This window comes from Marinobacter guineae, assembly GCF_002744735.1.
Taxonomy (GTDB): Bacteria; Pseudomonadota; Gammaproteobacteria; order Pseudomonadales; family Oleiphilaceae; genus Marinobacter; species Marinobacter guineae.
The window spans coordinates 39,352-52,087 of record NZ_KZ319341.1; the positions used below are offsets into that span (position 1 = coordinate 39,352).

At 56.1% G+C, this 12,736-nt stretch carries 12 protein-coding genes and 1 tRNA gene; 10 read left to right on the top strand and 3 right to left on the bottom strand.

The annotated features are described in order from the left end of the window. Positions 1–34 precede the first annotated feature (34 nt). Entirely contained in the window at positions 35–2,020 is a 1,986-nt protein-coding gene (locus CLH62_RS14525; protein ID WP_099618925.1) for an SDR family oxidoreductase, read from the bottom strand. Between the two features lie 385 nt (positions 2,021–2,405). Here CLH62_RS14525 and CLH62_RS14530 point away from each other — a divergent pair, with 385 nt between their 5' ends. Both CLH62_RS14530 and CLH62_RS14535 read left to right on the top strand, forming a co-directional pair. After that, positions 2,406–2,705 carry a hypothetical protein gene (locus CLH62_RS14530; RefSeq protein ID WP_099618926.1) on the top strand — a complete coding sequence of 100 codons (300 nt, stop codon included), beginning with the start codon at positions 2,406–2,408 and terminating at the stop codon, positions 2,703–2,705. Positions 2,706–2,739: 34 nt separating this feature from the next. Further along, on the top strand, positions 2,740–5,592 hold the full coding sequence (locus CLH62_RS14535; protein ID WP_099618927.1) for an insulinase family protein: 2,853 nt from the start codon (positions 2,740–2,742) through the stop codon (positions 5,590–5,592). A 5-nt stretch (positions 5,593–5,597) separates the two neighbouring features. Here the strand turns inward: CLH62_RS14535 and CLH62_RS14540 are convergent, their stop codons facing one another. Continuing rightward, the gene (locus tag CLH62_RS14540) at positions 5,598–6,230 is read right to left on the bottom strand and encodes a TIGR04282 family arsenosugar biosynthesis glycosyltransferase (protein ID WP_099618928.1); all 633 of its coding nucleotides are present in this window, start codon (positions 6,228–6,230) and stop codon (positions 5,598–5,600) included. Continuing rightward, positions 6,217–6,924: a TIGR04283 family arsenosugar biosynthesis glycosyltransferase gene (locus tag CLH62_RS14545; RefSeq protein WP_099618929.1), complete on the bottom strand. Its 708-nt coding sequence runs from the start codon at positions 6,922–6,924 to the stop codon at positions 6,217–6,219. The genes CLH62_RS14540 and CLH62_RS14545 overlap by 14 nt, the downstream gene beginning before the upstream one ends. A gap of 87 nt (positions 6,925–7,011) precedes the next feature. Here CLH62_RS14545 and CLH62_RS14550 point away from each other — a divergent pair. The 8 genes from CLH62_RS14550 (at position 7,012) to CLH62_RS14590 (ending at position 12,644) form a co-directional block, all read left to right on the top strand. Continuing rightward, a tRNA-Arg gene (locus CLH62_RS14550) sits at positions 7,012–7,088 on the top strand. A gap of 185 nt (positions 7,089–7,273) precedes the next feature. Beyond that, the gene (locus CLH62_RS14555; protein ID WP_099618930.1) at positions 7,274–8,533 is read left to right on the top strand and encodes a tyrosine-type recombinase/integrase; all 1,260 of its coding nucleotides are present in this window, start codon (positions 7,274–7,276) and stop codon (positions 8,531–8,533) included. Next, positions 8,530–9,189 carry a hypothetical protein gene (locus CLH62_RS14560; protein WP_143752373.1) on the top strand — a complete coding sequence of 220 codons (660 nt, stop codon included), beginning with the start codon at positions 8,530–8,532 and terminating at the stop codon, positions 9,187–9,189. The genes CLH62_RS14555 and CLH62_RS14560 overlap by 4 nt, the downstream gene beginning before the upstream one ends. 96 nt (positions 9,190–9,285) lie before the next feature. Further along, entirely contained in the window at positions 9,286–9,495 is a 210-nt protein-coding gene (locus CLH62_RS14565; protein WP_099618932.1) for a helix-turn-helix transcriptional regulator, read from the top strand. Further along, positions 9,492–9,710: a hypothetical protein gene (locus CLH62_RS14570; RefSeq protein ID WP_099618933.1), complete on the top strand. Its 219-nt coding sequence runs from the start codon at positions 9,492–9,494 to the stop codon at positions 9,708–9,710. Before CLH62_RS14565 ends, CLH62_RS14570 begins: the two co-directional genes overlap by 4 nt. A 131-nt stretch (positions 9,711–9,841) precedes the next feature. Further along, positions 9,842–10,012, top strand: coding sequence for a hypothetical protein (locus CLH62_RS21135; protein ID WP_170005812.1), 171 nt, complete (start codon positions 9,842–9,844; stop codon positions 10,010–10,012). Positions 10,013–10,959: 947 nt separating this feature from the next. Beyond that, positions 10,960–12,252, top strand: a complete 1,293-nt coding sequence (locus CLH62_RS14585; protein ID WP_099618936.1) for a replicative DNA helicase — start codon at positions 10,960–10,962, stop codon at positions 12,250–12,252. Next, the gene (locus tag CLH62_RS14590) at positions 12,249–12,644 is read left to right on the top strand and encodes a phage antirepressor KilAC domain-containing protein (protein ID WP_099618937.1); all 396 of its coding nucleotides are present in this window, start codon (positions 12,249–12,251) and stop codon (positions 12,642–12,644) included. Before CLH62_RS14585 ends, CLH62_RS14590 begins: the two co-directional genes overlap by 4 nt. Positions 12,645–12,736: the final 92 nt, after the last annotated feature.

Consider the following 12,736-nt stretch of genomic DNA (forward strand, 5'->3'; position numbering starts at 1 on the left):
CGAGGCGGGTTTTTTTGCTTCAGGGTATATCCGGTTACCAGTAAATGCCCCGCATGATGGCCGCAAAGGCTACCTGCTCTGAAGACACCTTGGGCCGCTGACCGGACTTGCTGCCCGCTGCGGACGGTGAATCCGGGAACATCCGGTAACCGGTATTCATGACAATCTCCCCCATCTTCGGGGCCAGAGCATGCAGCACCTGAGCAAAGATACCGAGGCGGGTTGCAATACGTTTCGGCCGGTAAACAATCGCATCCGCAACCATTGCCGCTGCTTCATCCGGAGACAGCGTTGGCACCGAATCGTAGATCTTCGTTGGTGCGATCATCGGCGTTTTTACCAGCGGCATGTTAATGGTGGTGAAGGTAACGTTGCGATCGGACCACTCAGAAGCGGCACAACGACTGAACGCATCCAATGCGGACTTGGAGGCGACGTAGGCGGAGAACCTCGGCGCATTGGTAAGTACACCGATGGAAGAAATGTTCACCACGTGGCCGCAGTGACGCTCCAGCATCTTGGGCGCAAAGCCCATGATCAGACGCACGGAGCCAAAATAGTTCAACTGCATGGTCCGCTCGAAATCGTGAAAACGATCGAAAGACAGATCCAGTGACCGGCGGATGGAACGGCCGGCGTTATTCACCAGCACATCCACATGGCCGTGGTTATCCAGAACGGTTTTGACGAACTCATCGCAGGCTTCCATATCCGAGAAATCGCACGGATAAGGGTGCACACTGGCACCACGGGACTCCAGTTCGGCCGTTACTTCTTTCAGGCGCTCCCGTTTACGGGCACCGATTACCAGAATCGCACCGGCATCGGCCAGTTTCTGGGCCGTAGCCAGACCGATACCAGACGTGGCACCGGTAACCACGCACACACGGCCCTCAACCGTTCCCCGCAGCGTGCGGTCCTTGAACAGGTCCGGATCCAGGTTGCGCTCCCAGTAGTCCCAGATAACCGCTGCATAATCCGTCAGGCGCGGCACTTCGATACCAGTATCTTTCAGAACGCGTTCGGTTTCACGGGCGTCGAAACGGGTCGGGTAATTGATGAAAGACATCACCGACGGCGGAATACCCATATCGTCCAGGACCGCAGCGGTCAGGCGCTTCACAGGCGGCAGGTTCTTCAGGCTCTGGCGGATGAACGGCGGGATAAAGCCGAACATACGGGAATCGATACGCATGCCCATTTTCGGAGCGTGCCCCGCCTCGCTGAAAATATTGAGAATCTCGCCAACCTTGTACGGATCTGTATCCACCAGGTGGAAACACTTGCCATCTTCACCTTCGAGATGAGCAATATGGTCCATCGCATTGACCACGAAATCCACCGGCACAATATTCAAGCGGCCGCCTTCAATACCAATGGTGGGAACCCACTGGGGCAGCGCGTGGCGAATTTTCTGGATCATTTTGAAGAAATAATAGGGACCGTCCACCTTGTCCATTTCGCCGGTGGCGGAATGACCGATAACCATGCCCGGGCGGTAGATGCGGAACGGCACCTTGCACTCCTCGCGCACGACTTTTTCGGACTCGTGCTTGGTGCGCAGGTACGGATGGTCCAGCTTCTCCGCTTCCTCGAACATGTCCTCACGGAAAATACCCTTGAACAGGCCGGCCGCCGCAATTGAAGACACGTGATGGAAATGCTTCGCGCCCATCGCCTCGGCTGCATTAACCGCAGCCCGGGTGCCCTCAATGTTGGTTGCCTGCTGGGCCTCTTCATCAGCGCCCATGTCGTAGACCGCCGCCAGATGAAAGAAATGATCAACTTTTCCCTTCAGGGCCGTGAGCGTTTTGGCATCGATACCCAGATTTTTACTGGTCAGGTCGCCGATAACGGCCTTTACCTGGGTTTCGTCCGCGCCCCAGCGCTCGCGCAATAGTTCGAGTTTATCCTGGGACTGCTCACGCACCAGCACATATACCGTGCCGCCACGTGCCAGCAGTTTCTCCACGAGAAATCGGCCAATAAATCCGGTGCCACCGGTCAGGAAATAATTCATCAATCTTCCACCCTGCTTGTTGCTCAGTTGTTGTCTATCCATGCCGGCGCCTATACGACTAAAGTCTTAGGTCAATCCGGAAACGTCGGCATTGTACTTAATTGCAACCTTCATGTATCGAACTTTTTTAGAGCTTTTACTCTGTAAGCCTTTGTTTTTAGTAGAGCTATTACTCTAACTTTTTGTTCCGGCGCGCATTGCGAGCCTGTCCAGTTCACCGACATAATGCTTTTGAGACTAGCACAGGAATGGCTGCCTGCCTGCCCAATTGCAGGATTACCACAAAGCAATGAAACACCCCGCCAGCAATGACATAATCGGGAACTTATTGCGCCTTTTGGCATCTCTTCATTTCACAGGACAACCGACCTCCGGAATTCCGATCATGCAAAAAGATAACCCCAACGCGGAACGCTATATTTCTATTGCCCGGGCCTGCCTGAAGGCCATTAACGACACCGCCGATAATGCCGGGTCCCGCGAGCAGAAAATTCAGGCGGTTTACGAAGCCATAGACAGCGCCTTTCAGGCCGAGTTTTCCGATTACCGGCAGTCCGTGGCCATTATGGCAACCGTTCTTGAGCGCATTGCTTCCGGCCAACTGGACAGTGAGAAGGCCGCCGATCTAGCTCGTAAGACACTGGACCAGCAGCCCGAGAGCACCCGAAACGCGCTGATGCACTGACCCCAAAATACATTCATCGGATAACAGAGAGCCTATGAGCACCCGCATCGCCAGGAAACACCCAACGGAAAGTCAGATGGTACGTCTGTTTACCCTGCTCGCACTCCTGCTGTTCAGCACCTTTACTCTTGCTGCCCAGATTCCGGAAAAAAGCCCCAATGACGACAACCAGTACCGGTTCATCGAACTGGAGAACGGTTTGAGGGTCATCCTGGTTTCGGACAAGGAAGCAGACAAGGCAGCGGCTTCGATGAATGTCGCCGTTGGCAGCGGAGACGACCCGGAAGATCGCGAGGGGCTCTCCCACTTCCTGGAGCACATGCTGTTCCTGGGCACCGAAAAATACCCGGCACCTGGTGAATACCAGCAGTTCATCAAGAGCCATGGCGGCCAGCACAACGCCTTTACCGCGTTCCAGGACACCAACTATTTCTTTGATATCCAGGCTGAATTTCTGAAGCCGGCACTGGACCGGTTCGCCCAGCAATTCGCGGCACCGCTGTTCACTGCCGAACTTGTGGACCGTGAACGCAATGCCGTCCATTCGGAGTTCAGCGCCAAACAGAAAGAGGATGGCCGCCGGTTCTATTCCGTTAAAAAGGCCGTCAGCAACCCGGACCATGCTTTTAGCCAGTTTGCGGTTGGCAACCTGAGTACGCTCGAAAATACCGACGACAACCCGTTGCGGCCGGACCTCATTGAATTCTGGAAGCAGCACTATTCCGCCAACCTTATGTCCCTGGCGGTTTACGGACCGCAAACCCTGGACGATCTGGAAGCCATGGTGCGTGGGCGTTTTGACACCATCGAAAACCGCAATCTCGAACCCAAGCGCCACATGGCCAGCCTCTTTGAGCAGGATGCTCTCCCGGCCAAGGTAACCGCGGAAGCACTCAAGGATGTGCGGAGTCTGTCGCTCAGCTTTCCCATTCCCTCGCAGGAAGACAACTACCGCACCAAGCCCGCCAATTACGTGACCAACCTGCTGGGCCATGAAGGGCCAGGCAGCCTGTTCGATGTACTCAAACGGTCGGGCCTTGCCGAAAGCCTGTCAGCCGGCCTGGGAATGGACACCGGCGAGAACGCGACTCTGGAGATCAGCATTTCCCTCACACCGGAAGGGATGAGCCGCCACAATGAAATCCTGCCACTGGTGTTTGATTACATCGATAAGATTCGCCAGAAAGGCATCAGTGAGCAACGCTTCCTGGAGATGCAGAACCTGGCCCGCATTGATTTCCGCTTCCGTGAACAGGGCAGCCCACTACATGAGGCCATGCGCCTGGCCAGCCAGCTCATGGACTATCCGGCAGAAGACCTGCTCCGTGCCCCCTGGCTGGTAGAGCGCTACGCGCCGGAACAATACAAGGACATTCTGAATCGGCTGACGCCGGATAATGTCCTCGCATTCGTTCTGTCGCCTGACCCCGGGCTGGAAAACCCGAACCGCACCAACTGGTATGAGGCGGCCTGGACCCGCGAGGCACTGGATCCGAAGGCGCTGACAACCCCGCAGCTGCCGGAACTTGCCGCCCAGCTGCAATTGCCGTCTGCCAATCCCTTTGTACCAGAAGACCTGGAGATGGTGCCGGGCCAGACCATGGCAAAGCCGACATCACTGGGCTCACTCCAGGGTATGGAGATCTGGTTTGCCCGGGACACCCGGTTTGATACCCCCAAGGCCAACGTGTTCATCAGCCTGCGAACACCAGCCGCACAGGCTTCTGCCCGCAGCAATGTACTGATTCAGCTGCTAGTGGATTCCATCAACGCCAACCTGAATGCCTGGGCCTACTCCGCCAGCCTGGCCGGTCTGGATTACAGTGTTTATCCGCACCTGCGCGGCATCACTGTTCGTGTGGGCGGTTACAACGACAAGCTGCACACCCTGATGAACCGGATCCTGCTTCAGGTGGCGTTACCGGAACTGACCAGACAGCGTTTCGATATTGCCCGACAGAACCTGATCGACAGCCTGCAGAACAAAGCCAAAGACCGCCCGGTTGAGCAGACCTCTGAATTTGTCCAGACCTCCCTGATCGAAGGAGCATGGAACACGGACGACAAACTCAGGGCGGCACGGGAAGTGACATTCGAGGAACTGCTCTCGTTCTCTGAGGCGGCTTTCTCGCAGGTAGACCCCGTGATGATGGCCCACGGTAATCTCACTGAAGCTTCGGCCCTTAATCTGGCCCGGCAGATCGACGCAATAGTACTGCGAAACACTGAAAACACGCAGGTAGCGCGCAGTCAGGTGCGCCAACTACCGGAGCGGGAAACCGAAGTTTCCCTGGCCGTGGACCACCCGGACACCGGCTACACTCTCTACATGCAGGGAGACAACACCAGTTTCGAGGAGCGGGCCCGCTTCCGCCTGCTGGCGCAGATCATCAGCAGTCCCTTCTATGAGGAAATCCGAACCAGCCGCCAGCTTGGCTACATCGTTTACGCCACCCCCTATGAAATGCTGGAGACCCCGGCATTGGGCTTTGTGGTGCAGTCGCCCTCCGCCTCACAAACCGAGATCGACCAGGCGGTAACGGAATTCTCAGCAGTGTTCGAGAACACGCTGGCCGGGCTGACCGATGAGCGGCTGAACCAGGAAAAACAGGCCGTGATCAGCAAACTGCTGGAACAGGACCGGCAGCTGGGCGAGATATCCAGCCGCTACTGGCGCGAGATTGATCGTGGTGCGGAAAGCTTTGACTCACGGGAGCAACTGGCCGAAGCCGTGAAGAACGTCAGTCTGCAGGAGCTTCTGGACACTTTCCGGAAGGCCGTACTTGAGCGGGAACAGTCGCTTCGGGTGGTCACCGGCGGCAACGGCCTGCAAGCGGATCGGGCCCTTGGCAAGTTGACCGAACTAACACCTGTGCCCGCCAGCTGACAGCCTCAGCAGGTGCGGAGAAAACGGGCCCAGTCTTCGGGCTCGTCTACATCCCAGCGGGGCTCCAGCAAGCAATAGCTGAGCCCCGCAGCATCCAGCCGCTCGCAGGTCTGGGCCAGAACATCCGGCGTCCCCCAGGCAATGTTATCCAGCATTCCCTCCGCTACCCGTGAAGCACCAATGAGGACGTAACCGCCGTCGTCGGATGGCCCGAGCACAACATCATAATCCGCCAGGCAGGCCACCGCCTTGCGGGCATAATCCGGATCAACCGATGGGCAGTCGCTGCCAACCACCAGGGCACGATCATAGTCGCAAAGAGACTGGCTGAGTGCCGCGAGCATCTTCTCCCCGAGAGTATCGCCCTGCTGCACCCCTTGAACCAGTCCGGCTCCATCCACTTCTTCAAGAATAGAGGCGGCGACTGCGGGGTGATCATCCACCAATCGGTCCCACCAGAATTCCACCGGGTAACCGGTGGCACACAGGTTGTCCAGCACTGCCAGAGTGAGCGTGATATGGGCTTCAAGAGCGCCAACCGCGCCCAATTCCGGCATCAATCGGGTTTTAACCCGGCCGGCTTCCGGCCACTTGGCAAACTGGAGAAATACCGCCGAGGGAGAGTTACTTTGAGACATTACGGACATCCGATCGGTAGATTTGGGCCAGAGACTCCGGCGATTCACCGCGCCAATAACGCCAGCGCAGCTGCCACATCAGGAAAATCGTCCGCCAGACACCGTGCTTTTGCCAGCGGCGGCTATCGGTAACGACAGGTTCTTTTATACAGAAGGGACGGGACACCAGGCAAAGGCGGCGTGAAAATTCCACATCCTCCATCAACGGCATCGGGTGGAAACCGGCAAACGCCTCGAACGCATCCCGGCGCACAAACATCGCCTGATCACCGGTGCAGATTCCCGTCAGGCGGGACCGCTGGTTCATGAACCAGGCAATCATCCGGAACACCGGCTGCTGGCCACTCAGGCGCACATTGAACCGACCCCAGGCGTGGCGCGAGCGGGCAAATTCAGCGATATGGTCCAGGGCATTGTCCGGAAGGCGGGTGTCTGCATGCAGGAAAAGAAACAGGTTGCCCCGGGCCACGGTCGCACCGGCGTTCATCTGAACCGCCCGGCCTTTGTCCGAGACCACCACCCGGTCACAAAGCGGCCGCGCCAGTTCGGCAGTGCCATCCGAGCTGCCAGCATCCACCACAATCACTTCATGGCCCTGAGCGCGAATCGGCTGCAAGGCCAGGAGCGTATCGGTGATACTCGCAGCCTCCATCCACACCGGAATAATCACGCTCAATGAGAAAAGTTCGGGCAAAACGCACTCCGTGAAATTCACCGAATCTCGGCTGCACCTTGAGCCGCAGGGCTGAGGCCGTTATCATACCGCCCTTCTCGCGATAATGCCCCCGTAGCTCATCTGGATAGAGCGTCCCCCTCCTAAGGGGAAGGTAGCAGGTTCGAGTCCTGCCGGGGGCACCAATTCCAGCTCTACCCCGCCCCACAAAAACCCCTGAAAGCCCCGCGCTGCAAGACTTCAAGATCAACCATAGCACATACTGTACAGCTATGCACAATACTAGACGTACCCACAAAATGCGGGTACTGTTGCGGGTACTTGGTCACCGATTGACCACTGGTACCCGCAATGATGCACAGGTGGCGTTATGGCTAGAGAAATCAATAAACTGACCGACAGCATGGTGAGGGCCGCAAAATCCGAAGGCCAAAAAAGGCGCAAGCTGGCGGACGGTGGTGGCCTCACCCTAGTCATCAAACCCGAATCAAAAGTCTGGTGGTTCCGCTATCGGTTTGGCGGCAAGGAAAAGACATACAGCCTGGGCAGTTATCCAGAGGTCTCACTGAAAGATGCCCGCGAAGGACGAGACGCAGCCCGCAAGCTGTTGGCTCAGCAGAAAGACCCCGTTACGCATCGCCGTTCAGAAGGCGCCAAGAATCTTTCAGCCGCCTCCAATACCTTCAAGGCCGTTGCCGAGGACTGGCTCAAGCTCCAGAAAGGCCAGCTTCAGGACAGCACCATAGACGTTACCCGCAACCGCCTGACCAAGTGGATTTATCCGCACCTTGGCAGCATGCCAATAACCGAGATTGAGCCGCCTCTGGTTCTGCAGGTATTGCGCAAGATCGAAACCAAAGGCAAGCATGAAACCGCACACCGGATGCGCCAGAGAATCAGCCAGATCTGCCGCTTCGCCATATCCGAGGGAAGAGCCAGCCGAGACCCTGCCGCCGATTTGCGGGGACTCCTGAAAGCGGTACCCGCACAGAACAGAGCCGCCATCACGAAGCCTGACGAACTTGGAGGCCTGCTCAGAGCGATTGAGGCCTATTCAGGGCAGCCGGCAACCTGTGCCGCCCTGCAGCTGGCCCCGATGCTGTTCTTGCGCCCTGGGGAACTGAGAAAGGCCGTCTGGGCAGAGATCGATCTCAAGGGCGGCATGTGGATTATTCCAGGCGGCCGGATGAAAGGAACGCTAAAGGCAAAGCGAGCCGGCCTGGTGTCAGATCTAAAAATCCCCCTGCCCCGCCAGGCAATCGAGATCCTGAAACCATTAAACCAGCTGACCGGAAAAAGGCCGTATGTTTTCGAGTCGATCAAGCCAGGCCGCCCACTGTCTGAAAACACCATCAATACCGCCTTGAGAAGCATGGGCTACGATAGTGAAACAATGGTTGGGCATGGATTCAGGGCCACCGCCTCAACACTCCTGCATGAGATGGGCTGGCCCCCGGAAATTATCGAGCTCCAACTTTCACACCAGCAGCGCAACCAAGTAGCAGCTGCCTACAACCGATCCGCCCGGATGGATGAGCGAACGGCCATGATGCAGCAATGGGCTGACTACCTGGACACTCTGAAGAAAGGTGGCTCAGTTGTGCCGTTCAAGACCAGCAAAGGGTTTTGAAAATGAAACTACCAAATAGACTTTACTACTCAATACCAGAGCTGGCGGAGCGATGGAAATGCGATATATCTGCCGTGTTGGAATGCATAGTTTGTGGCAGTCTCACTCCGAGCGTTTTCTTGGAAGATACGCCAGGTTGGGTTATCTCTGAAACGGCAGAGATAAATGTGGATATCGTAAACGAATCGCCAGAGCCTTTAACCGGCGAAGTTTGGTTTTCACCTAGTAAAGCACTTCTGAAAGGCTCCCAGAATGTAAGTGCAGGTTTGTTCTTTAGTGAATCTCCTGACATTCCGGCCCATAGCAGGGTTATTTTGCAATCCCCTATCGAAGCCTCCATCGAAACCATAAGCATTCGAAACCACCCGTTTATTCGACTATACGAAGAAACTTTTTCTGGGCCCGAGCTAAATAGATCCAATATGATTAATCTCGCCGCGGCCACTACTGAGCGAAACACGCTATACAAAATCATTCTGGGAATGGCGATGGCGAAGTATGACTACAACCCCGAAAGTCGTAGAAATAGCGCAACGGGCGAGAACGCAGGATCCATCTCTGCTGACCTGGAAGAAGCAGGCCTCTCTGTGGATGCCGACACCATCCGAGAACACCTGAAAGCCGCATACGCGGCAACACCGCCTGAAAAGAGTTAACCGAATTCGGGGAACTCATAACCGAATTCGGCCAAGCCAATAACTACCGCTGATTAACTGACTTCAGTAGACACCACTGGAAGAGGTTAATCAGCAATGACTGAAATACAGAACCCCGCTTCAAACGTAGACCGCCTTTTAAGATACCGCGAAGTCGAACAAGTGACTGGCTTTCGCCGTTCAACCATCTATCTCTGGATGAGCAAAGGCCTGTTTCCCAAACCTCTCAAAATTGGCCGGGCCGTCGCCTGGCGGGAACGTGATATTCAGCAATGGATGCACGAAAGAGTGGAGGCCATGGCATGAATGTCCGCAAGCCTCTTAAACCAGGCTCCTTCATTCGCAACGGCCGCGAATATCTGGCCCTCAGCGAAGTCTCACGAGCCCTGAACGTTCCCGCCCACGAAATCACTGACGCGGTTTCCCTCGGAGATCTCCATGTCGAGCGAGTGTCGGGCTGCAAGGTCGTGGAGCTGGCGGAGGTTATGAGATACATCAGCTTGAGGGAGACCAGGAAATGAAAAAGACGCCCGCCCCTACAGCAAAGCGCCTTTTATCCCCAAGACAGTATAGAGCACTACGTGAGCTCCTCAAAGGCCACCGGTCGGTACGCGATCTATTCAATAAGGTTAGATGCAATGGTGTTCCGCAGTTGATTGCAGCACTCAGGGCAAAAGGCCTGGTTATCCATAGCGTAGAAAAAACCGGACTCGATCGGGATGGCCAAAAGATTTACTACGGCGTCTACAGCATTGATGAGTGCTCTGTGGATAGAGCAACGGAGCTGGTAGAGGAGTACGAACAGCGGGAGGGTTTGGTGTAATGGCCAGAGCAAGAAACATCAAACCCGGGTTCTTCACCAATGATGAGCTGGGAGAGCTTTCCCCCCTCGCCCGCCTCGCTTTCATTGGCCTATGGGGCCAGGCGGACTTCAACGGCAACATCAAATGCAAACCAAAACGCCTGAAGGTTGAAATCCTGCCGTACGATAACGTGGAGTTCGGCAAGCTTCTAGAAGAGCTCGAAGGCCATGGGTTTGTTCAGCAATACCAGGTGGACGGTGAAAGCTACCTCCATGTGGTGAACTTCAGAAAGCACCAAAGGCCCCATAAAAACGAGGTTTTACGCGGTACAGACATACCTGCTCCACCGGCCGATGACAGACCAACCGGCCCCAAACCTGAACAAAACAGTTCCGAAACGGAACAGGGACGGTATGAGAACCGTTCTAATCCGCCGGATACCGGATACCGGATACCTGATACCGGATACCGGATACCTGATACCGGATACCGGATACCTGATANCCCCTCAAACGGATACCAGGAAAAACAATGGTTCGGCTAGCGCCGACCCTGCGAGTGCTCCCAGCTCTCCCAAGAAGTTCGATGATGAAGCCTTTGAGAAGTTCTGGAAATTCTGCCGTGAGCACTGGTTCGGCAGAGTTGGCAACAAAGCTCAGGCCAAGGAAGCGTTCAACAAGCTCAAGCCTGGCAAGCACGATCTTCGAGAAATTCTCCGGCTCACCCGCCAGGAGTGCGAATACCGCCGGCGCACAGAGGCAAGCGAAGGCTTCTGCGAAAACATGAAGCACGTCTTTCGCTGGATCAAGCATGAGGGCTGGAACGATACCAGGGAGCGACTGGAGGCAGGCCCTGCCCTTTCCGTGATTCAGGGATCGGACCCGACCAAAGTTAACGCACCTTACCGCGGTGAAATGCCAAGGCCAGACCGCCCTGACCGCCAGCCAACGGGAACAGAGGGCGGCCAATGAGCATTCAGGCAGAACAGTCAGTCCTGTTCGCGGTTCTGACAGATAGCTCCCGCATGAAGGAATGCGACCTTGAGCCCCATGAATTCTCTGACTGGCATCACCAGGAGGCTTTCAGCGCTGCCCGGGATATCGTGAACCAGGGAGAAATTGCGGATCTGGTGACCGTGTGCGAAGTCCTAGGAAAGCGGGTTCCGGGCGTGGATTTTGGCAAATATCTTGCCGGCGTTCTGGAAAATGCGTTCTGCGGCGCCGCCTTTGGTCAGTACGTTGAGATCGTCCACAAGAGCTATCGAAAACGGCAAGCGCTGAATATTGCCCAAAGCCTGAAAACAGCATTGAGCGAAGGCCAGGATGGTGACCCGGTGGATACGGCCATACAGCAGCTGATGAGTCTGAATCAGCTGGGTAGAAACTACGACCACGATATGAAGAGCGTCATGGCCGCCGGCATTCGGATGATTGACGAAGCCATGGCTGCAGACGGAATCGTTGGTGTTCCAAGCGGCCTACGTGATCTGGATGAATGCCTGGGCGGATTCCATGACACGGATTTGATCGTGATCGGCTCCCGGCCGGCCATGGGGAAAACAGCATTTATGCTCAATCTCGCCCTGGCGGCCGGTCAACCCGTTGGCGTGATATCGGCAGAGCAAGGGCATGAACAGATGGGGCTCCGACTGATATCGATCGAGGGCAAGCTGGACAGTCAGAAGATCCGGACCGGCGGATTCTATGATGAGGAGTGGGAAACCCTCCGCAAAGCCGTTACCCGCCTCACTGACAAACCGATCCGGGTAAACGATGAACCCGGAATGAAGATTACCAGCCTGATCCGGCAGGCCCGGGACTGGAAGTACCGCTACAACATCAGCGCCCTGTATGTGGATTATCTGCAGAGGATTGCTGGTACCGATCCCCGATCGAAGCCAACCGATCGAGTGTCAGAGGTTGCCCGCTCACTGAAGAACCTTGCCCGGGAACTGGGCATTCCCGTAATTGCCCTGGCTCAAGTCAGCCGGGAGTGTGAGAAGCGCCCCAACAAGCGCCCAATGAACTCAGACCTGGCAGACGCCTCTGAAATCGAAAAGGAGGCAGATGAGATCCTGTTTCTCTACCGGGATGAGGTCTACAACCCGGACACGCCAGACAAGGGAATTGCCGAGATTGATATTTCCAAGAACCGGCACGGCCCTACGGGCATGGTTCGATGTGTATTCACCGGCAAATTCATGCGATTCGAACAGTTGGCGCCAAAGACCTTTCAGGAACAGTACGGGGGTTCAGCATGAGCAAACAGGCCAGTTTCCGCCGCGATCGTTTCAGCAAGTCTGAGTCAGCACCTGGCCAGTTTCAGCTTGGAATGACACCCTCTGAGTTCGCCAAACGCCTGAACGGCGTGAACTGCCAACGGATCAACCAGGAGCTGGCCCGGCGTGATTGGCTTTACCGAGACGCTCCGGGGAGCTGGCGGGTTCACAGTTGGGCGATGGGCCGGTACCTGACTGAGCGCCATCACAACATCGAGCGCAGCACCGGGCTGGTAGTGGTTCGTTGCACTCCGGTACTTCTGGAAAAAGGGGCAGCCGTGATCTACAGGTTGTATCTGGCCAACGGCCTGCCGATGAAGCAGTCCTGGAATGGCGAGTTCACCCAGAACGAAGCCCTGCAAGGTGCAGCATGACTCTCGCTATCGGGATTTTCATTGCTGGCGGAACAACGGCCTCCCTGATTTGCCATCGTGACCCGTCACGCTTTCAAAACTTGGACGCTAAT

Excerpts from the sequence above, each read along its gene's own strand:
- CLH62_RS14525 (WP_099618925.1), bottom strand. The coding sequence starts at position 2,020 with ATGAATTATTTCCTGACCGGTGGCACCGGATTTATTGGCCGATTTCTC.
- CLH62_RS14530 (WP_099618926.1), top strand. The coding sequence starts at position 2,406 with ATGCAAAAAGATAACCCCAACGCGGAACGCTATATTTCTATTGCCCGG.
- CLH62_RS14535 (WP_099618927.1), top strand. The coding sequence starts at position 2,740 with ATGAGCACCCGCATCGCCAGGAAACACCCAACGGAAAGTCAGATGGTA.
- CLH62_RS14540 (WP_099618928.1), bottom strand. The coding sequence starts at position 6,230 with ATGTCTCAAAGTAACTCTCCCTCGGCGGTATTTCTCCAGTTTGCCAAG.
- CLH62_RS14555 (WP_099618930.1), top strand. The coding sequence starts at position 7,274 with ATGGCTAGAGAAATCAATAAACTGACCGACAGCATGGTGAGGGCCGCA.
- CLH62_RS14565 (WP_099618932.1), top strand. The coding sequence starts at position 9,286 with ATGACTGAAATACAGAACCCCGCTTCAAACGTAGACCGCCTTTTAAGA.
- CLH62_RS14570 (WP_099618933.1), top strand. The coding sequence starts at position 9,492 with ATGAATGTCCGCAAGCCTCTTAAACCAGGCTCCTTCATTCGCAACGGC.
- CLH62_RS14585 (WP_099618936.1), top strand. The coding sequence starts at position 10,960 with ATGAGCATTCAGGCAGAACAGTCAGTCCTGTTCGCGGTTCTGACAGAT.
- CLH62_RS14590 (WP_099618937.1), top strand. The coding sequence starts at position 12,249 with ATGAGCAAACAGGCCAGTTTCCGCCGCGATCGTTTCAGCAAGTCTGAG.